The sequence below is a fragment of the Thermosulfurimonas dismutans genome, assembly GCF_001652585.1.
In the GTDB taxonomy this organism is placed as follows: Bacteria; Desulfobacterota; Thermodesulfobacteria; order Thermodesulfobacteriales; family Thermodesulfobacteriaceae; genus Thermosulfurimonas; species Thermosulfurimonas dismutans.
In genome coordinates this window covers 50,901-69,110 of record NZ_LWLG01000011.1, presented here as the reverse complement: position 1 = coordinate 69,110, position 18,210 = coordinate 50,901, and the positions used below count along the sequence as shown (strand labels likewise).

Sequence of the window (18,210 nt, the reverse complement as noted above, 5' to 3'; positions counted from 1 at the left end):
TTTTTAATAGTCCATTGTAGCGTTCCGGCATAACTGTGGGCTGAAACATAAAGTTTGAGGAGGTTTTTCTTCTCGGAAAGGGATAAGTTTTTACGGGCAAGGTAACCGCTTCCAAGTCCTCTTATCCGCCCCAGGATTTCGGTAAGCTTGGGAAGCTCAATCAGGGCTACTTCCGTTAGAGTGCGCACATAAAGGTCGGGGTCTGAGAAGAGGGCGTATTGATGTCCTTCGGCCTCCATAATATTGAAAAGAATCAAAATTAGCCGACTGTGGTCCCAAAAATTTTCATCGGCTGTCCCCTGAAATTTAGCTATTTGAAGGTTTGAAAATCTGTTTTTTATTTCCTCAAGATATTTAAATGCCTGCTGATCTTCCTCCAACTTTTCTTCAATCTTGGAGATAGTTTTGAAAAATTTCTTTTCAAGTTCAAGGAGGGCAGGACGAAACCGGGCTTTTTCCTCGGGACTTTTTGAAAGGAAATAAGTATAGGATAAGCCCCGATGGCGTTGGAGGGTGTCCATAAGGGTAACATAATAAGGAAGATGGCGGGCGCCCTGGATTTCTTTGCCTAGGATCTTTACCTGAGGCCAGGTCTGATAAGCCAGATAAGTCAGCCCAAAAAACCAGGGAATAAGGGCCAATGTTTGCAAAATCAGGAGTTTTTTCTTTAATGTCAAGTCGAAAAACCATTTTTTCATATAAAAATAGGCTAACATAGCATTTTTAATTATAAAATATGTTAAAGAGGTCTGACTTTCATGCGCCTCTTGACAAACCTTAAAAGAGACATAAAAATGCGGGGGATTTCCGAGAAGGAGGGGTAGTGGTGTTTGCGGTCATAAAAACCGGTGGCAAACAGTACAAGGTGGCGCCTGGAGATACTATAAGAGTGGAAAAACTGCCCGGAGAACCGGGAGAAACCGTTGAGATTCCGGAGGTTTTACTGGTAGCCGGTGAAGGTGAACCTCAGGTAGGAACTCCGGTGGTTTCCGGAGCCAAGGTAAAGGCCACCATTCTTGAGCAGGGGCGTAGCAAGAAGATCATTGTCTTCAAGAAAAAACGGCGTAAAAATTATAAAAGAAAGAAGGGGCATCGGCAGTATTATACCGTTCTGCGAATTGACGAAATCGTAGTGCAGTAAGGAGGTGAAATCATGGCCCATAAAAAATCCGGCGGGGCCTCAAGAAACGGTCGAGATAGTCACAGTAAGCGCCTGGGGGTAAAGCGTTACGACGGCCAGTTGGTTAAGGCTGGAAATATCTTAGTGCGTCAGCGGGGCACCAAAATCCGCCCGGGGTTCAACGTGGGTATGGGGCGTGACTTCACCCTTTTCGCCAAGATTGATGGGGTTGTGAAGTACGAATCCCGGGGTGGCCACAAGGTAGTAAGTGTTTATCCCGTGGAGATGGCCCAGGTAGCGGCCTAGTTTGATGTCCGCGTGGATCTACCGCGAAATTTTAAGGCCTTTGAGGCCTTTCTTGACAAGAAGCATGGTCTTTTCTCTGTAAGTGGTTTTAAAACTTCAAGTTTAGCCTTCTTTCTCTCTAGATTTTCGCTTCCCAAACCCATTCTTTTGATTTTTCCCGACGATCCCTCGGCCCGTGAGTTCGTGGCCGCCTTCTCCTTTTTCTCCTCGGAATCCGTAAAGTTCTTTCCCTCTCCGGAGCATCCTCCCTTTGCGGAAGTTTTGCCTGATCCTGAGGAAGGAGCCGGAAGAATCGAGATCCTTTATGATCTGCTTTTGGAAAGACCGGTCCTTATCGCCACCTCGGTAAAGGGGCTTTTAAGGAGATTGCCCCCCCGGGAGCTCCTGCGAAAGGTCTATGAATATCTTATCCCTGGAGAAGATTTTCCTCGAGAAGGGCTCTTGGATAAGCTCGTAGCCTTGGGCTATGAGCGGGTAGGGGTGGTGCAGCGAGTGGGGGAGTTTGCGGTCAAGGGAGCGGTGCTCGATGTCTGGCCTCCAGGCTACGAAAAACCCCTAAGGTTCGACTTCTTCGGAGATACCCTGGAGAAGATCAAAACGTTCTCTCCCGAAAACCAACTTACGGAAGGGAAGTTGGAGGAGGCCTATCTGTTTCCGGTAAGGGAGGTCTTTTTTGTTGGTGAGGCTGAAGTCCTCTATGAAAGGCTCCTTCTACGAGCTGAGAAGTTTAAGATCCCCGCCGAGAGAGTGGAGACCCTGAGGGAACAAATTTCTTTAAGACGGTTCCTTGAACCCGAGGAGTTCTGGCTTCCTATCCTTTTTGAACGAACCGAGACCCTTTTTGATTATCTCCCGGAGAAAAGTCTGCTGATACTTTATGAGCCTGAGAAGATTCAGGACGAAGCCGGATTTTGGTGGGGGAGAGTTCTTTCCGGGGGCAGACGCCTGCGCGGTCGTCTTCTTCTTGAACCTGAAGAGGCCTTTCTTTCGCCGGAACTTCTAGAACATCAGACTCTGAAGTGGCCTTTCAAGGTTCTGGTGAGGGAACTACCTGTCTCTGGAACAGATATCAAAGCCAATTTTAAGGGGCTTGAGGCCTTTGAACCGGTGGATTCTGGAAAATCAGGGCTTGAACGTGGGCTTTCGCTCTTGAAGCGTATTCTGGCAAGCGGGGAGCATCTGGTGGTGGCTCTTGGTAGTCGGCCTTCCGCTGAACGTCTGGTTGAGATTTTCGTGCGAGAGGGCCTCTGTGAAGAGCTTCCCATAAAGGAAGCTCCCTTCCCGGAACCCAATTTCCGAGTGCCGGCAGAAGTGATAGTGGGAGAGCTTCCGGAAGGATTTTTTGCTCCGGATCTTACCCTGGTTTTCGTATCCGAACGGGAGCTTTTTGGAAAAAAGAAACCACCGGTCGTAAAACGCCGTCTGAGAGAAAGGACGGGTCTTAGATTTGAGGACCTTAAGCCCGGAGACTATGTGGTTCACCGTGAACACGGGATCGGTCTCTACCGTGGGCTGGTGAAGCTGGAGGTTGGAGACGTACCGGGGGAGTTTCTCTTGGTAGAGTACGCCGGGGGGGACAAACTCTACCTCCCGGTGGATCGTCTGGGAGAGATTCACCGGTATGTGGGAGTGGATGAAAGGCCTCCGAAACTCGATCGTCTGGGTGGGCGGTCTTTCCTGGCCCGCAAGGAAAAAGTCAAGAAGGCCGTCCAGGAGATCGCCCAAGAACTCGTGGCCCTTTACGCCGCCCGTAAGGTAGCCCGAGGCCATGCCTTCTCCCCTCCCGATCTCACCTTCCGTGAATTCGAGGCCGCCTTTCCTTATGAGGAGACCCCGGATCAAGAGGCTGCTATCGAGGAAGTACTTGCCGACATGCAGAGCCCTCGGCCTATGGATCGCTTGCTCGCCGGAGACGTAGGCTATGGCAAGACCGAGGTGGCCCTCCGGGCTACCATGCTTGCGGTGCGGGACGGCAAACAGGTGGCCGTCTTGGTACCTACCACCGTATTGGCTGAGCAACATTATCGTACCTTTTCCGAAAGGTTAGCACCCTTCGGTGTGAAGGTCGCGGTGCTCTCCCGCCTTAGGCCTCCGGCGGAACAAAAAGAGGTTCTCAAGAAGCTGGCTTCCGGAGAGGTTCAGGTCGTGATAGGCACCCATCGCCTGTTATCTACCGATGTCCGGTTCAAGGATCTCGGACTTCTCATCATCGATGAGGAACACCGGTTCGGGGTCAAACAGAAGGAACGTCTCAAGGAACTTAAGAAGACCGTGGATGTGCTGGCCCTTTCGGCCACGCCTATTCCTCGAACTCTTCAACTTTCCCTTCTTGGAGTCCGAGATCTTTCGGTGATCGAGACCCCGCCGCCGGGACGTCTGCCGGTGAAAACGGTACTCGCTAAGATGGAGCCCGAGGTGGTGGAGGAGGCTATCCGCCGTGAGCTATCCCGTGGAGGGCAGGTCTTTTTCGTCTATCCCCGAGTGAAGGGGTTGCATGCCCTGGCCAATTGGGTGAAACGTCTGGTGCCAGAGGCCAGAGTGGCGTTGGCCCATGGCCAGATGCCGCCTAAAGAACTTGAAGAGATCATGACCCGTTTTGTACGCCGGGAGATAGATGTTCTGGTCTGTACCACTATTATCGAGAGCGGGCTTGATATTCCCTCGGCCAATACCATTATCATTGCTCGGGCGGATCGCTTCGGGCTTTCAGAGATCTATCAGCTCCGAGGTAGAGTAGGGAGAGGGAAGGTCCAGGCCTATGCCTATCTGTTGGTGCCCTCCCTTTCGGGGCTCACCGAGGAGGCCCGAAAGCGCCTCAAGGCCCTCATGCAGTTCACAGACCTGGGTTCGGGTTTCCGGCTGGCCCTGAGCGACCTCAAGATTCGGGGCGCAGGAAATCTCCTGGGAGTTTCCCAATCCGGTCACATTGCGGCCGTGGGATATGACCTTTATCTGGAAATCTTGGAGAAAGCCGTTCGGGAAATGAAAGGGGAGAGAATTGAAGAGGCCCCGGAGCCGGAAGTCAACCTCGGTCTTCCGGCCTACTTTCCAGAGGCCTATGTCCCAGATGTGGAGCAGCGGCTTCACCTTTATCGTGAGCTCTCCCTAGTTAGAGATGAAGAAGAACTCGAGGCCTTCCGGACTTCCCTGATTGACCGCTTCGGAGAACTACCTCCAGAAGGGGAAAACCTTATTAAGCTTACCCGCCTAAAGATTCTCCTCCGAAAACTAAGAGTACTAAAGCTCGAGGCCCGAGGAAAAGAGTTAGTGTTCCATTTAGGGGATGAGGTGGAGCGCTACAAAAAGGGTATCCGAGAGCTCTCGGAAAGTTACCGCTTTGTGAGACTTGTGAGAGAGAACAGACTGCGTATAAGGGTAGAAGATCCTTTACTTTCTGAGGCCACTAAGATAGCTGAAATTTTGCAAAAAACAAGATTTTGAACTATTTTATCTTGGGAGGTGACGATGTTTTTCAAAAGAATTTTTTTAATGATTTTTCTTTTTTTGATTTTGGCTTTTCCTCTTAGAGCAAAAATCATTGACCGGGTGGTGGCGGTGGTGAATGACGAAGTCATTACTCTTTCGGAGCTGGATGAGGCTTGCCTGCCTTTTTTTCAAAAATATCTTCGTGGAGTTACGGACCCTATTGAGGAACAGAGGATCATACGAAAGATTCGCAAGGATGTCCTTGAGCGTCTGATTGAAGAGAAACTTATTGCTCAGGAGGTTAAAAAGTACAACATAAGAGTTACTGACGAGGAGGTAGACGCCTTCATAAACGATATTAAGGCCCAGCTAGGTGGGGAGGAACGCTTACAAGAATTTCTTTCCGCTCAAGGGTTAACCCTCAAAGATTATCGCGAAAAAATAAGAGAACAGCTTAAAAAAATGAAACTCGTCCAGGGAAGTGTGCGGGCTAGAATTGTGATCACGGATGAGGATCTTAGGCGTTACTATCGAGAGCACTATCTTTCGGAAAAGAACCGAGTGTATGTACTTGCGGCCATTATTACCAGCTCCGAAGAGAAGATTAAAAAGGCCGCTGCAGAGCTCAAAGGAGGGGCCAATTTTCCGGCTGTGGCCCGTAAATACTCCGATGTCCCGGGAAGTGGAGAGGGCCTTGGGAGTTTTAAGTTGGAAGAACTCACTCCTGAGGTTAGAAAGATCATTGCCAAAATGAAGCCTGGGGCGATTAGCCCCCCTATTCGCGTAGGACAAAACTGGCAGATCTTTAAAGTCCTTGAAATAAAGGAGAAGGCCACTATGCCTTTCGAGAAGGTAAAGGAAGAAATTTATCAAACTTTATTTCAAAAAGAACTTGACGAATACTTCCAAAAATGGATAAAAGACTTAAAAGAAAGAGCCTTTATTAAGGTTTTTATTTGATGAGCGAAACTACAAAACTTTTAGGTCAATATTTGCGGGAAGCCAGAGAAATGAGAGGGTTATCTCTCGAAGAAGTAGCTCAAGAGACCAAGATTAACAAAGTCTTCCTTGAGGCCCTTGAGAACGAGGATTGGGATAGCCTTCCGGCGGAAATTTATGTAAGGGGTTATCTTCGATCTTATGCCGAAGCTGTGGGGCTTGACCCTAAAGAAGTGCTTTTGCGGTATGATTCTATCGAAAGACCTAAAAAAAACGAGGTCTTCGAGAAAGAAGTTTTGATTTCGCAGAAGTCATTTTCTTTATTTTGGAGTGTTCTAATTTTAATAGTTTTGTTATTTATAATGGCCTATTTATTTCTTTTCAGGTCTTAAGGCCTTGCGCTCCTTGTCGGTGGCTCTAGTCCTTTCGGTAAAGGAGATTTCTGAAAGCGATCTGTTGGTAAGCTTTCTTTCTCGTGAAAGAGGAAGACTTTCCGCTGTAGCCAAGGGTGCCCGGCGAAGTCGCCGACGTTTCGTAAACAAACTTGAGCCCGGACATCTTTTGCGAATTCACCTCAGGAAAGGACGTTCAGGGCTAACGCCTTTCCTCGAGGCTGCTGATCTTCTGTTTGCTCCGGAAAATTTCCGGACAGATCCTCGTCGTTTTACTTTGGCATCCTATTTCATTGAACTCTGCGAACGTTCCTCTCCTCCGGCCGAGGGCCGGGAGATCTTTCCTCTTTTACTTGAAAATCTAAAGTTTCTTGAAAAAAGGTCTCCTCCTCCCATCTTGAAACCCTATTTCGAACTCCAGCTGCTGAGGCTCCTTGGCTGGTCTCCAGAATTTCGAGGCTGTGTAACTTGCGGAAAGGAACTTGCGTCTTCGGCCTATTTTTCTTTTGCCGGTGGAGGTTTAAGGTGTGAACATTGCGCCCGCGAAGGAGATCGTGTTATTTCTCCCCGCACCAGAGCCGTACTTTCGGCTCTCTTCAGACTGTCTCCTGATAGCCTTTCCCGTCTCAGGATCCCGGAAGATGAAATTCGGGAGATGGCTACCCTTGTAGAGGCCTTCTTGAAAAAGGTCCTTGACCAAGATATAAAAGCCCTAAAAGTCCTGAAGGCCCTTGAAAGTTATGAAAAGAGAGCTTGAAGAGAAACAGTATGTTTTGAACGGCCTTGCGGCCCGGGAGTCCTGGCGCCTTTTTAAGATCATGGCCGAGTTTGTGGAGGGCTTTGAAGAGCTCCCAAAAGTTTATCCTGCGGTCACCATTTTCGGTTCTACTCGGGTGAGACCTGGAGATCCCTGTTACGCCAAGGCCGAGGCCATTGGACGGGAATTGGTGCGGGCTGGTTTTTCGGTAATTACCGGGGGAGGGCCTGGAGTGATGGAAGCTGCTAACAAAGGGGCGGCAGAAGAAGGTGGTTATTCTGTGGGAATAAACATTCGCCTGCCTTTGGAACAGGAGCCCAATCCCTATGCCAATATTCGGCTTGAGTTCCGCTACTTCTTCGTGCGTAAGGTCATGATGGCCAAGTATGCGGTAGGTTTCGTGTTTCTTCCCGGAGGCTACGGGACTTTTGACGAGCTCTTTGAGATTCTTACTCTGGTTCAGACTCGGAAAGTTAGACCGGTTCCGATAATTCTGGTGGGGCGGGATTACTGGAAGGGCCTAATTTCGTGGCTCAAAGACACGGTGCTTGCGGGTGGCAAAGTTTCCGAAGCTGACCTTAGTCTATTTACCGTCTTAGACAATCCTGAAGAAGTCGTGGATTTTATTCGAAAGAAGGCAGCCTTGAGAGCTTAATTGAGTTCGGCAGCCAGTGGAAAAGAGATCCTGAAAAGGGTACCTTTTCCGGGCTGAGATTGGACCTCAATATCACCTCCCAGGCTCTTTACCACCCCGTAAACTACGGAAAGTCCTAACCCTGAGCCCAGATCGCCTTTAGTAGTAAAGAAAGGTTCGAAAATCTTGGGCAGGATGTCTGAAGGAATACCCACTCCGGAGTCCTCCACTTCAATGAAGGCGTATTGGCCATCAGATTTAAGTCTTATCCAGAGATCCCCTCCCTCGGGCATAGCGTCTCGGGCATTCATTACGAGATTGAGGAGGACCTGTTCAATTTCGCTCTCATTTCCCCGGATGACAAGAGGTTTTTCTGGGAGCTCGATTCGAGTTTTTATGTGGGGCCCCATCGTTATCTTGATAAGGGGTATTATCCCTTTGACAAGGGAGGTTAAATTGATCTCTTTTATTTCGATGGGTTTCTTTCTCATAAAGGTGAGAAGCTTGTCAATGATCTTAGCCCCTCGTTCGCAACTAGAGATAATATGTTGCATATTTTTCGATACAGGGTGATCCTTATCTAATTTAATAAGGGAGAGCTCGGCAAATCCCTGAATGGTCATGAGGAGGTTATTGAAATCGTGAGCGATCCCAGCAATCATCTGTGCGATGGGTTCAAACCTCTGGGCCTGCAGGAATTCTTTTTCCAGTCTTTTCCTATGAGTAACGTCAATATAGTATTCCACCCGGCCCCCGGCATAAAGGCCGGATTCTATAGGTTGACTGAAGTGTTCAAGCCAGCGTTCCTTTCGTCCTTCTCCGGGGAGTACATGGCATTCGAAATTTTCAATATAAGTGTTTTCTTTATAAGTTTTAAGGACTTTTTCGGCAAATTCTTCCGGTTTTTCGTAAATAAACTTTATTTTTTGCTGGATTAATTCCTTTTTGTCTTTGCCAATAACTTCTTCTCTTTTGATTCCGAAAAACTTTTCAATGGCCTGATTAAGCCAGACTATTTTAAAGCTGGAGTCAAGGATGAATATCCCCACTTTGGAGGCTTCAAGGACCTCTAACAGAGATTCCAGTTCTTTTTCCCTGCGTTCAAGTTCCTCACGAACTCGGATTTCTTCCTCTACATAGGGGGTGATATCCACGATAATTTCAACTATGCCTCCCAGCTTGCCCGAGAGATCGTAAACCGGTGAAGCTAATATTTTTTCGTATAAGATTTTTTCACCTGGTCTTGAATATTTATGCACACAGGTAAGGCCTTGTCTCTTTTCAAGGACTTCTTTGAGAGGACATTTTTCCCCTTCTTCAAAACAGGGATGATCCAGATTATGGGTCAATTGGAAACAGCGAACGGGAAGGGAACCTGTATAACGGTATTTTTCCCTGGCCTTTTGGTTTAGGAAGAGAACGTTAAAGTTGGGATCAATTATCAAGAGGGGTTCAACCTCGAAATCCCAAACGGAGGCCTGATTTCCAATTTTGATTTGTACGCCCATATAGTCTTTTTAAATATATATGAAAAAATTCGAACAAATTTTTATATTTTATTTTTTAAAAAAGTCAAGTTTGTTAATTTGGATAACAGATGGGATTTTTATGAAAAAACGCAACTTTAGAGAAACCCAAAGTCCCGCTCAAGTGGAGATCTGGGAACCTAAAGCCGTTGATATGTTTGGAATTGAGATAAATAGCGGGTTTCAGCCGGCGGGTGAAAGAAAAATCGGAAAACGTATAGGCTGAACTTGAAGGCACGGCAGGGGATTTCGGGGAGCACAAGCTAACGAAACGATTAAGAGGGAATCATGGCAAACCGCTTGACGAAATTAGACAACGGCTTTTCAATGTAAATATGTCTTCTCGGATCTTGATTATTGTGGCCTTGGCTATTCTGGGAGCGGGTTTTTTTATTTACTCCTCCTTGGTTTCCCGTTGGTTTGAAGTTGACGATCGTCGCAGGACTCCTGCGGAGCGTTTCCGGGACGGGCTGGATTTCATGCCCACCTCCACCCCCATCCTCTTTGGTCACCATTTTGCTTCTATTGCCGGGGCGGGGCCTATTGTGGGGCCGATTCTCGCGGCTTCCTATGGCTGGCTAGGTGTCTTCCTCTGGCTGGTACTGGGAGCGGTCTTTGCAGGAGGCGTGCATGACATGGGCTCCATCATGGCTTCCCTACGTCACGACGGACGCTCTATCGGAGAAATTTTAAGACAATACCTCGGCCCTCAAGCCCAGAAACTCTTTCTTCTTTTCGCCACCGCTACTCTTATTTTGGTGGTGGCGGCCTTTGATGTCATCGTAGCCAAGACCTTTGTAGCCTCTCCCCCGGTAGCCACGGCTTCCGTTCTTTTCCTGGTTTTGGCCCTGGTCTTCGGGATACTTTATTACCGGGTGGGGTTGCCTCTCCCCCTGATTACGGTGTTCGGGCTCTGCGGGCTTGCGGCTTCCATCTTTCTGGGTTTCAAATTTCCCCTAAGGTTGCCAGAGATTTACTGGCGCCTTCTTCTTTTTATTTATGTCTTTTTGGCCTCGGTTCTGCCCATCTGGCTATTACTTCAGCCCCGGGACTATCTCAACGCCTTTCTCCTATATGCCCTTCTCTTCGGGGCCTTTTTGGGTTTGTTGATCGGAGCTCCGGAGGTAAGACTTCCGGCCTTTACCGGTTTCACTAATGAGATCGGGCCTTTCTTCCCCCTGCTTTTTGTGATCACTTCCTGCGGGGCCATTTCGGGTTTCCATTCTCTGGTGGGCTCGGGCACTACCGCTCGGCAGGTGGCCCGTGAGTCCCAGGCCCGCTATGTGGGCTACGGAGCTATGCTCCTGGAAGGTCTCTTGGGGGTGATTTCTCTGTGTGCCGTGGTGGGTTTGAGCCTTGCGGATTATAAAGGCTTGCTGAAGACCCAAGGCCCTATCACTACCTTTGCCACCGGAGTGGCTGGGTTTTTTGCGTCTCTGGGCATACCCGTTGAGAAGGGTAAGGCCTTTGCCGCTCTTGCGGTCTCAGCCTTTGCGCTCACTTCTTTGGACACCGCCACCCGGGTTTCCCGTTTCATGCTTGAGGAACTTTTCGCCCGCGAGGGGGAACACGTTTCTACCTCTCGGAGCCGGGTGGTCTTTACGCTGGTGGTAGTGGGTCTTTCGGCGGCTTTAGCCTTCTCCGGGGCCTGGCAAAAGATCTGGCCCCTTATGGGCTCGGCCAATCAGCTCCTTGCAGCGCTGGCGCTTCTTTCCCTTACAGTCTGGTTGATGGCCACCGGAAGGCCATTTGCCTTCGTGAGCCTTCCGGCCATTTTCATGCTGGCGGTAACCCTCACAGCCCTGGCTATCCTCTTTCGCAAGAACCTGGGCTCGGGGCATCTCCTTCTCTCGGTCCTGGCTCTGGGGTTGCTTGCCCTTACGGTGTTTTTACTGGTGGTTTCGGTGCGGAAATTCTTGGAGCGGCGTTAAGGAAGCTTCAGAATCTTGTGAAGCTGTAGCTGGAGTCGCACCGGAAGCCGGTCTCTCAGGATCATTTTCGCCAGTTTCTCTGGAGACATGAGGCCCCAGGCCGGTGAGAAGGATACTTCGGTAAAGTAGTTTAGCCCAAGCCCCAGTACTTTTTCTTTTGCCCAGCGGTAATCCTCTTCGTCCGCAATCACGAACTTGATCTGATCCCTGTGGCTAAGGTAGCGCAGGTTTTCATAAAGCATGTATTTACTCATGCCAGAAGAAGGAGGTTTGAGGTCCATGACTTTGGTAACTTCAGAAGGTACGCGCTTCAAGGATAGGCTGCCGTTGGTCTCAAGGAAGACCTGGGCTCCGAGGGCAAGAAGCTCCTCCATGAGCGCATAGACTCCTTCCTGAAGCAAGGGCTCGCCTCCGGTTATAAGGACCTGGGAGACCCCGCTCTTGCGGAAACGGTTGATAATTTTAGGCATTTCCATCTCCTGGCCGGTTTCAGGTTGACGGGCATGAGGGGTATCACACCAGCAGCAGGATAGATTGCAACCTGAAAGCCTTACGAAGAAGGCCGGATAGCCCGCGGCTGGACCCTCCCCTTGAAGACTGACAAAAAGTTCACTGATTTTTAGGCGAATTTTATCCCCTGAAATAAGAGGCACAGGACCTTTCCGTCTCGCAGACCGTAACCCGGAAGACCTCCACCGGTTTTCCCGCAAGTTTCTCTTCAAGGCGTTCAAAGATAAACCGGGCCAGGTTTTCTGAGGAAGGATTGAGGTCTCTAAACGCAGGGTGTTCGTTGAGATGACAGTGGTCAAGTTCTGAAAGGATCTCTTTTAAGGCCTTTTTGAGCTCTTTGAAATCTATAAGAATACCGATTTCGTTAAGTTGCGAACCACGAACGGCCACTTCCACTTTCCAGTTGTGGCCGTGGAGATTCTCGCAGGCTCCTTCGTAGCCCCGTAACTGATGCGCAGCTGAAAACTCGTCGCGGACAGTAAGCTCAAACATGGATTATTAGTGGAGGCGGCGCGGGGATTCGAACCCCGGATTCACGGCTTTGCAGGCCGTCGCCTTACCACTTGGCTACGCCGCCTACGATTTCAATTCTTATTTTTTGGTGGCGGCGCAGGGACTCGAACCCCGAACCTTGCGGATATGAGCCGCATGCTCTAACCAGTTGAGCTACGCCGCCACACTCTTCCCTAAATCTTTCCAGGCTTTTTCTCTTTGTCAAGGGGGAGAGCCGGGGCTATAATCTAATCGCCTATGGAGATACTAGAAGTCTTAAAGAAGATCCCAATTTTTGAGGGTCTTCCGGAAGAAGACCTTCAACGCTTAAGAGAGATTTCACGCCTTAAAAAACTTGAAAAGGGCGAAATCCTTTTCGCTCAAGGCGAGGAAGCCACCGGCTTTTATGTGGTCATTAAAGGGCGAATAAAAATTTATCGGCTCTCTTCCCGTGGAAGACAACAAATCCTTCATGTCTTTGGCCCTGGGGAGGCCTTTGCCGAGGCGGCCCTTTTTTCCGGATCCCGCTATCCGGCTTGGGCCGAGGCTTTGACCCCGGCGGCGGTTTTACTTTTTCCGCGTAAGGCCTTCCTTGAACTTGTGCGGAAAAGGCCCGAATTAGCCCTCAACATGCTTGCTCTTCAGGCCTTGAGACTCAGAAAGCTTGCCGGGATGGTCGAGGCCCTCTCCCTTAAAGAAGTCCCGGAGAGGCTTGCGGGCTACCTCCTTTATTTACGGGAAACCAAAGGCAGTCCGGAGTTTGAGCTTGAGATCCCCAAAGGGGAACTGGCGGCCCTTTTGGGGACGGTCCCGGAGACTTTATCCCGGGTTTTAAATCGTCTCTCTGAAGAAGGGTTGATCGAGGTTTCCGGAAAACAGATTCGAATACTGGACGAAGAGGGGCTCCGTCGCCTTGAAAGAGCCTGAAAAAGAGTATCTAGTGCTCCCAAGAAGACTGATCCGTATGCGGGAGGTTCTTGTCCGCAGGCAAAAAGATCTTGTGCTCTTTATGGATCGGGTCAAGAACGAACACAACTTTTCGGCTCTCATCCGCACCGCGGAAGCCGTGGGGATTTTTCAGGTCTTTTATGGTTATGAAGAAGACCGTCCGGCCCCTATAAACGAGGCTGTGACTCTTGGGGCCCACCGCTGGGTTTGTTTGGAGAAGGTAGAATCTCCGGTAGAAAAGCTTCAGGAGTTTCGGGATCAAGGTTTTCAGGTGGTGGTGACCTGGCTGGGAGCCGGAACCCTAGACTTCCGGGAGGTGGACTACACCCATCCCACAATCATTGTAGTGGGCAACGAGGTGGAAGGGGTCTCGCCGGACCTCCTCCCCTTGGCTACCCATCGGATAAAGATCCCCATGATGGGCATGGTGCGGAGCCTAAACGTTTCGGTAGCCACCGGGATTATCCTCTACGAGGCCTTTCGCCAGCGGGAGACCGCCGGCCTTTACGATCGACCGCAGCTTACCGAGAAGGAAATGGAAGAAATTCTCAGGAAATGGGCTTACGAGGACGTCATTCGCAGCCGCCGGAGATGAAATTTTTCTATAAAGACAACCCCCCCTTTTTTACGGAAATTGGGCCTTGCCCTGGTTAGGTTTTTCCGAGGGGTTGAAGGATAAGCTCTCTGAGGCCTCGGGTTCGTCGTCAAGATAAAAAACCTCTACCGTGATGCCCGCTTCGGAAAGCTCACGGATCAAAAGGTCCACTTGATGGGCTCTAAGGAGATTCTTTTCAGAATGAGCCGGGATCTTCAAGGCCGTTCGGGGGGGCTGATGAGAAAACACTCTTATTTCGATTTTGAAATCCGGGGGGAGGCCTTTTAATTTCTCTTTTAAAAAGCGTTTCAAAAAAAGCCGCAAATCTTTTTCCGAGAGGAAATTTTTTCTTTTCATACTCAAGGGATTTACAGGAGAAAAAAAATTTAGTAAAGCCAAGGAAGATCTTAAAATCTAAAATAACAGAGGAGATGCGCCATGAAGAGATGGTGGCTCCTGTTTGTGGTTTCCTTTCTATGGCTAGGAGTCCTGAATTCTTTTGCGTCCACGGATAAGCTTTATCTCCATATTTCCGGTCGAGTGCTCGATTCTCATAAGGAACCGGTAAGCGAGGCCGAGATCAAGATTTTGCTTGATGGGAAGCCTCTAGCCTTTCGTAAAGGAGCCCACGGACACCAAGAGATTGAAGCCATCGAGACTGAAAAGGACGGTTCCTTTCAGGTGGTGGCCGAAGTCCCAGAGAGGGCCCTGCGTGAGGGGAAGCTGGAACTGGAGATCTTTAAGAGCAGTTTTAAACCTGTGATTTTGCACATCGAGCCTTCGGAGCTGGCCTTTCATGGGCAAGATGTATTTGTGGTCAAAAACGTGATCCTTGAGCGGCATCTGGGGCCGGCTTTCTGGATCTCAACTATAATTTTTGTGCTGGCCTACATTCTCATAAGCTTCGAGCTTTTGCATCGGACAGTGGCCGCCCTCCTTGGGGCCGCCATCATGCTCATCGTAACCTATACCCTAGGAGTTTGGGATCCGGCCTTCCGAATCATTTCTTACGAGCGGGCCATCGCGGCCATAGACATGAACGTCATTTTCCTCCTCATGGGTATGATGATCATCATAGGGGTTCTCAAGCGAACGGGGATCTTCCAGTGGTGTGCCTACAAGAGCTACCAGCTGGCCCGAGGTAACGTTTTCCTCCTCTGTGTAATTCTGTGCTCTTTTACGGCGGTGGCTTCGGCTTTTCTGGATAATGTGACTACCATGCTCCTTTTGACACCGGTGACCATAGAAATAGCCCTTTCTCTGGGGATTTCGCCGCTGGTCCTCCTCATCCCGGAGATCCTGGCTTCCAACGTGGGCGGTACGGCCACCCTTATCGGAGATCCCCCGAACATCATGATTGGTTCTTATACAGGGCTTACCTTCATGGATTTCGTAAAGAATCTTACCCCGGTGGTAGTCCTTTCGATGGTGGTCCTCTTTTTCTTCTCCAAGATCGTATATGGCCGGGACTATGCCAAAGCTAAAGTGGACGATGTGGAGGCCTTTATCGCCAAACTTCGTGAGGAATACCGTATAACGGATGGCACGCTTCTTACGGTGGGGCTTATAATCATGTTGATAGTCATCTTTTTCTTCGTAACTCACGGTATCTTTCATATGGAAGTCTCCGTAGCGGCCCTTTTCGGGGCTTCTCTCCTCTTTACCTATGCCTTGGTGACCAAAAAAGTGGATCTCCTAGAGGTGGTAGAAAAAGATATTGAATGGACAACGCTCCTCTTTTTCATGTTCCTTTTTGTGCTGGTGGGCTCGGTGGAAGAAACCGGCCTGCTCGCCATCATCGCGGATGGTGTTTACAAGCTTTCGCAAGGCTCCCTTACGGTGGCCATCTGTCTTATTCTATGGGTGGCGGCCATCATGAGTGCCTTTGTCGACAACATTCCTTTTACGGCCACCATGCTGCCTATCACGGCCTATCTTTCTCGGGTGATTCCCGGGGCCGAAAGCAATGTTCTTTGGTGGGCCCTGGCCTTAGGGGCCTGTTTTGGCGGCAACGGCACCATGATTGGGGCCAGCGCCAACGTGGTTACTTTAGGAATTGCAGAGGCCGCCGGGCATAAGATCAAATTTTTCCAGTACATGAAGGTCGGTTTCATCTATATGATCATAAGCGTGGCCATAGCCAATGTCTGGCTACTAATTTTTTACTAGGAGGCCGACTATGCCTCAGAGGTTTTTGCCCCATCTGGAAAAAATTTTGGTTCCTTTGGGTAAGGACGGTTCTTACGAAGCCCTTCTGAACTTTGTGGTCTGTATGCTCAAAGGACTTCCGGAAGGGATTGTGAAGAAGGTCTATCTTCTGCACGTAGTTTCCTCGGATGCCCTCAAGAAAGCCTCCCGCCGAGATCTGCGGCTTGAGAGCTTGGTCAAAGATAGCAAGCTCCTTAAGGAGTTGTATCAAGAGTATCTTAAGAAAGAGGCCGAGCCCTTCTTGGCAGAGGCGTCTGAGAAGTTGAAAAAAGAGCTCCCCAACCTCCCAGTGGAAGAGGTGGTTTTGAGTGGCGATCCGCCCGCAGAGATAGCCCGTTTTGCCTATGAAAAGGCCTGCGGTGCAGAAATCATAGCCCGTAGAGCGCGCTCGCACATTTCTGAAATTGTTCTGGGAAGCTGTACGCAGGCCTTAATTCATCGTCCGGGTGAGCATTCTACTTATGTGGTTGGTAGACTTTTTGCCGAAAGCGGTCACTGTGGTCCCCCTCGCATCTTGGTCTGTTTAGACGGATCTTCTTATGCCTGGAAAGCCCTTGAGGAAGCTGCGGGGGTAGCTCTTTTATGGCAGGCTAAAGAGATAGTTCTTTTCCATGTAGTGGATTTCTTGCCGGTGTTGGAAAAGGGGACCCCTGAAGAAAGCGATGCCATTTTGGTTGCAGCGGAGAAGTTTCTTAGGGAGGCCGGAATCCAAAGTACGATTACCAAAAAGCTGGCCTTGGGTAGTCCGGCGGAAGAGATTATTGAAGAAGCGGAATCCGGACAATACGATCTAGTCTTTTTGGGGCGTCGGGGGATAGGTCATATAAAGGAGCTCCTTATGGGGAGTGTGTTTGAGAGGGTCCTCCATCGTTTGACTTCTCCCACCCTGGTAGTAGTTAACCGGAGTTGAGGGTTGCAAAAAAAGGGAAGAGGTGTAGAAAAGTTTCAAATCTAGGCTAAGGAGGGAGGTGTTATGAGGGTTAAATGGTTATGGCTGTTTTTGGGTTTCCTGGTTTTGGTTTTTGGACTGGGAGGGGAGGCTTTGGCCTCGGAGGCAGCCGCTAAAGGCGGGGGTCTTCCCTGGTGGGCCTGGCCTCTTATTCTTTTTGGATTTACTTTTATTATTGGTCTAATTGCTCCTATGTCAGGCGTAGGGGGTGGAGTGCTATTTGTACCTCTTTCGACGGCTTTTTTCCCTTTTAGCGTTGATTTTATTCGGGGAGCCGGTCTGATTATGGCTTTAACCAGCGCTCTTTCCTCGTCTCCTCAGCTCATTCGCAAGGGATTGGCCAACATCAAAGTCATGGCTCCAGTGGTTTGTGTTTCGATGGTGACTTCTATTATTGGTGGTATCGTAGGCCTTTGGATCACCAACGCCTTTCCTTCTGGGAAATACTACATCACTATTGCTTTGGGGCTGGTGCTTTTCGTTATTTTCGTCGTGATGCTCACTTCTAAGAGGGTGGAGTTCCCGGAGGTCAAGGAGCAGGACGGACTTTCCTCAGCTTTGGGGCTTACGGGGAGCTGGTTTGAGCCCACCTTAAACAAGGTGGTGGAGTACAAGATTACTCGTCTTCCGGTAGGTATTATCTTTTTCGCCTTAGTGGGTTTCATCGCTGGAATGTTCGGTTTGGGAGCTGGTTGGGCCAATGTGCCTGTCCTGAACCTCCTTATGGGGGCCCCCATCAAGGTAGCGACCTCTACGAGTATGGTTATCATTGGGGTCAACGACGCGGCGGCGGCCTGGATTTACATCGCCAAAGGGGCAGTGCTTCCCATGATCGTGGTGCCTTCGGTGATAGGTATTTCCATCGGAGCGCGGATCGGAGCCAAGCTTGCGGTGAAGGCCAAACCGGTCTTTGTAAAATATCTTGTGATGGCTATTATGCTATTGGCGGCGGTTCTTAACATTATCAAGGGCCTCAAGGGCCTCCACGTGATTTAAAAATTCCTAAAAAGGAGGGAAACGATGGAAAAGCAGGTCTATATTGATCCCTTAAATATTAGCTTCGCAAGAGCCATGGAAATAACTACTTATATTGGTCTAGCGGTCATGGTGATCTTCGGTCTGCTTTATCTAGTTGGGCTTTCAGGTTTTGTGGACATGAAGCAGGCCATTGCCAATTGGAACCTCCCGGTAAGCGAATTTTGGAAGGAGGTCAAAGGGATAGAAATCCATGGATATGCTTGGTTCCTTTCTAATCTTAAAGGGATGGACTGCCTGAGCATGCTCGGTATTTGTATACTGGCTTTGGCTCCTTTGTTGGCTTTGGTGGCAGCCCTTGCGCGAGCCGGCGGACAGAAGGCTTATATTATCTTCTTCTTGATCATGATAGCTGAGTTTGTCTTTGCCATTATGAAGCCTATTATCTTGCCGGGCGTAGGAGGCCATTAAGATTAGTTGAGGACCTGCGTACATTCACTCT

Annotated in this window: 19 protein-coding genes and 2 tRNA genes; 14 read left to right on the top strand and 7 right to left on the bottom strand. The window is 49.5% G+C overall.

All coding sequences use genetic code 11. The features are described from left to right. Positions 1-716: nitrate- and nitrite sensing domain-containing protein (locus tag TDIS_RS07525; RefSeq protein ID WP_153303806.1), on the bottom strand; the 716-nt coding region annotated here is incomplete at its 3' end. Positions 717-826: 110 nt separating this feature from the next. Between TDIS_RS07525 and rplU the strand changes: the two genes are divergently transcribed. Genes rplU through TDIS_RS07490 form a run of 7 tightly spaced genes read left to right on the top strand, consistent with a single transcriptional unit; the run spans position 827 to position 7,595 of the window. Continuing rightward, positions 827-1,141, top strand: coding sequence for a 50S ribosomal protein L21 (gene rplU, locus TDIS_RS07520; RefSeq protein WP_068670927.1), 315 nt, complete (start codon positions 827-829; stop codon positions 1,139-1,141). 12 nt (positions 1,142-1,153) lie between these two features. Continuing rightward, positions 1,154-1,426: a 50S ribosomal protein L27 gene (gene rpmA, locus TDIS_RS07515; protein ID WP_068670924.1), complete on the top strand. Its 273-nt coding sequence runs from the start codon at positions 1,154-1,156 to the stop codon at positions 1,424-1,426. Between the two features lie 12 nt (positions 1,427-1,438). Further along, complete coding sequence (gene mfd, locus TDIS_RS07510) at positions 1,439-4,867, top strand: transcription-repair coupling factor (RefSeq protein ID WP_068670921.1); 3,429 nt, start codon at positions 1,439-1,441, stop codon at positions 4,865-4,867. Positions 4,868-4,891: 24 nt separating this feature from the next. Beyond that, positions 4,892-5,812 (top strand): peptidyl-prolyl cis-trans isomerase, encoded by a 921-nt coding sequence (locus TDIS_RS07505; protein WP_068670920.1) that lies wholly within the window; start codon positions 4,892-4,894, stop codon positions 5,810-5,812. After that, positions 5,812-6,183, top strand: a complete 372-nt coding sequence (locus TDIS_RS07500) for a helix-turn-helix domain-containing protein (RefSeq protein ID WP_068670918.1) — start codon at positions 5,812-5,814, stop codon at positions 6,181-6,183. The genes TDIS_RS07505 and TDIS_RS07500 overlap by 1 nt, the downstream gene beginning before the upstream one ends. A 19-nt stretch (positions 6,184-6,202) precedes the next feature. Further along, entirely contained in the window at positions 6,203-6,940 is a 738-nt protein-coding gene (gene recO, locus TDIS_RS07495) for a DNA repair protein RecO (protein WP_244147495.1), read from the top strand. After that, entirely contained in the window at positions 6,924-7,595 is a 672-nt protein-coding gene (locus TDIS_RS07490) for an LOG family protein (protein ID WP_068670914.1), read from the top strand. Before recO ends, TDIS_RS07490 begins: the two co-directional genes overlap by 17 nt. Here TDIS_RS07490 and TDIS_RS07485 read toward each other — a convergent pair. Next, positions 7,592-9,082 (bottom strand): hybrid sensor histidine kinase/response regulator, encoded by a 1,491-nt coding sequence (locus tag TDIS_RS07485; RefSeq protein WP_068670912.1) that lies wholly within the window; start codon positions 9,080-9,082, stop codon positions 7,592-7,594. The two genes, TDIS_RS07490 and TDIS_RS07485, sit on opposite strands and share 4 nt — an antisense overlap. A gap of 353 nt (positions 9,083-9,435) precedes the next feature. On the opposite strand from TDIS_RS07485, the gene TDIS_RS07480 reads away from it, so the two are divergent. After that, positions 9,436-11,031 (top strand): carbon starvation CstA family protein, encoded by a 1,596-nt coding sequence (locus tag TDIS_RS07480; RefSeq protein WP_068670910.1) that lies wholly within the window; start codon positions 9,436-9,438, stop codon positions 11,029-11,031. Here the strand turns inward: TDIS_RS07480 and TDIS_RS07475 are convergent. The 4 genes from TDIS_RS07475 to TDIS_RS07460 form a co-directional block, all read right to left on the bottom strand. Beyond that, complete coding sequence (locus tag TDIS_RS07475; protein WP_244147494.1) at positions 11,028-11,684, bottom strand: 7-carboxy-7-deazaguanine synthase QueE; 657 nt, start codon at positions 11,682-11,684, stop codon at positions 11,028-11,030. The two genes, TDIS_RS07480 and TDIS_RS07475, sit on opposite strands and share 4 nt — an antisense overlap. Then, positions 11,662-12,033 (bottom strand): 6-carboxytetrahydropterin synthase QueD, encoded by a 372-nt coding sequence (gene queD / locus TDIS_RS07470; RefSeq protein WP_068670908.1) that lies wholly within the window; start codon positions 12,031-12,033, stop codon positions 11,662-11,664. Before queD ends, TDIS_RS07475 begins: the two co-directional genes overlap by 23 nt. 10 nt (positions 12,034-12,043) lie before the next feature. Continuing rightward, positions 12,044-12,118, bottom strand: a tRNA-Cys gene (locus tag TDIS_RS07465). Positions 12,119-12,140: 22 nt separating this feature from the next. Next, positions 12,141-12,217 (bottom strand) — tRNA-Met (locus TDIS_RS07460). A 74-nt stretch (positions 12,218-12,291) separates the two neighbouring features. Here TDIS_RS07460 and TDIS_RS07455 point away from each other — a divergent pair. Together TDIS_RS07455 and TDIS_RS07450 are read left to right on the top strand one after the other, a co-directional pair. Further along, positions 12,292-12,960 carry a Crp/Fnr family transcriptional regulator gene (locus TDIS_RS07455; protein ID WP_068670906.1) on the top strand — a complete coding sequence of 223 codons (669 nt, stop codon included), beginning with the start codon at positions 12,292-12,294 and terminating at the stop codon, positions 12,958-12,960. Further along, positions 12,947-13,576 carry a TrmH family RNA methyltransferase gene (locus TDIS_RS07450; RefSeq protein ID WP_279614541.1) on the top strand — a complete coding sequence of 210 codons (630 nt, stop codon included), beginning with the start codon at positions 12,947-12,949 and terminating at the stop codon, positions 13,574-13,576. The genes TDIS_RS07455 and TDIS_RS07450 overlap by 14 nt, the downstream gene beginning before the upstream one ends. A 30-nt stretch (positions 13,577-13,606) precedes the next feature. On the opposite strand, the gene TDIS_RS07445 is transcribed toward TDIS_RS07450, so the two are convergent. Then, on the bottom strand, positions 13,607-13,933 hold the full coding sequence (locus tag TDIS_RS07445; RefSeq protein WP_153303805.1) for a hypothetical protein: 327 nt from the start codon (positions 13,931-13,933) through the stop codon (positions 13,607-13,609). A gap of 81 nt (positions 13,934-14,014) precedes the next feature. Between TDIS_RS07445 and TDIS_RS07440 the strand changes: the two genes are divergently transcribed. The 4 genes from TDIS_RS07440 (at position 14,015) to TDIS_RS07425 (ending at position 18,179) form a co-directional block, all read left to right on the top strand. Continuing rightward, a complete protein-coding gene (locus TDIS_RS07440; protein WP_068670902.1) occupies positions 14,015-15,745 on the top strand; it encodes an ArsB/NhaD family transporter in 1,731 nt (576 codons plus the stop codon). A 10-nt stretch (positions 15,746-15,755) separates the two neighbouring features. Further along, entirely contained in the window at positions 15,756-16,694 is a 939-nt protein-coding gene (locus tag TDIS_RS07435) for a universal stress protein (protein ID WP_068670900.1), read from the top strand. A gap of 63 nt (positions 16,695-16,757) precedes the next feature. Further along, entirely contained in the window at positions 16,758-17,729 is a 972-nt protein-coding gene (locus TDIS_RS07430; RefSeq protein ID WP_068670898.1) for a sulfite exporter TauE/SafE family protein, read from the top strand. Positions 17,730-17,753: 24 nt separating this feature from the next. After that, complete coding sequence (locus TDIS_RS07425) at positions 17,754-18,179, top strand: hypothetical protein (protein WP_068670896.1); 426 nt, start codon at positions 17,754-17,756, stop codon at positions 18,177-18,179. Positions 18,180-18,210: the final 31 nt, after the last annotated feature.

What these genes read in the sequence shown, in the direction of transcription:
- rpmA (WP_068670924.1), top strand. Translation starts at nt 1,154, where the DNA reads ATGGCCCATAAAAAATCCGGCGGGGCCTCAAGAAACGGTCGAGATAGT.
- TDIS_RS07505 (WP_068670920.1), top strand. Translation starts at nt 4,892, where the DNA reads ATGTTTTTCAAAAGAATTTTTTTAATGATTTTTCTTTTTTTGATTTTG.
- TDIS_RS07500 (WP_068670918.1), top strand. Translation starts at nt 5,812, where the DNA reads ATGAGCGAAACTACAAAACTTTTAGGTCAATATTTGCGGGAAGCCAGA.
- TDIS_RS07490 (WP_068670914.1), top strand. Translation starts at nt 6,924, where the DNA reads ATGAAAAGAGAGCTTGAAGAGAAACAGTATGTTTTGAACGGCCTTGCG.
- TDIS_RS07485 (WP_068670912.1), bottom strand. Translation starts at nt 9,082, where the DNA reads ATGGGCGTACAAATCAAAATTGGAAATCAGGCCTCCGTTTGGGATTTC.
- TDIS_RS07480 (WP_068670910.1), top strand. Translation starts at nt 9,436, where the DNA reads ATGTCTTCTCGGATCTTGATTATTGTGGCCTTGGCTATTCTGGGAGCG.
- queD (WP_068670908.1), bottom strand. Translation starts at nt 12,033, where the DNA reads ATGTTTGAGCTTACTGTCCGCGACGAGTTTTCAGCTGCGCATCAGTTA.
- TDIS_RS07455 (WP_068670906.1), top strand. Translation starts at nt 12,292, where the DNA reads ATGGAGATACTAGAAGTCTTAAAGAAGATCCCAATTTTTGAGGGTCTT.
- TDIS_RS07445 (WP_153303805.1), bottom strand. Translation starts at nt 13,933, where the DNA reads ATGAAAAGAAAAAATTTCCTCTCGGAAAAAGATTTGCGGCTTTTTTTG.
- TDIS_RS07440 (WP_068670902.1), top strand. Translation starts at nt 14,015, where the DNA reads ATGAAGAGATGGTGGCTCCTGTTTGTGGTTTCCTTTCTATGGCTAGGA.
- TDIS_RS07435 (WP_068670900.1), top strand. Translation starts at nt 15,756, where the DNA reads ATGCCTCAGAGGTTTTTGCCCCATCTGGAAAAAATTTTGGTTCCTTTG.
- TDIS_RS07430 (WP_068670898.1), top strand. Translation starts at nt 16,758, where the DNA reads ATGAGGGTTAAATGGTTATGGCTGTTTTTGGGTTTCCTGGTTTTGGTT.
- TDIS_RS07425 (WP_068670896.1), top strand. Translation starts at nt 17,754, where the DNA reads ATGGAAAAGCAGGTCTATATTGATCCCTTAAATATTAGCTTCGCAAGA.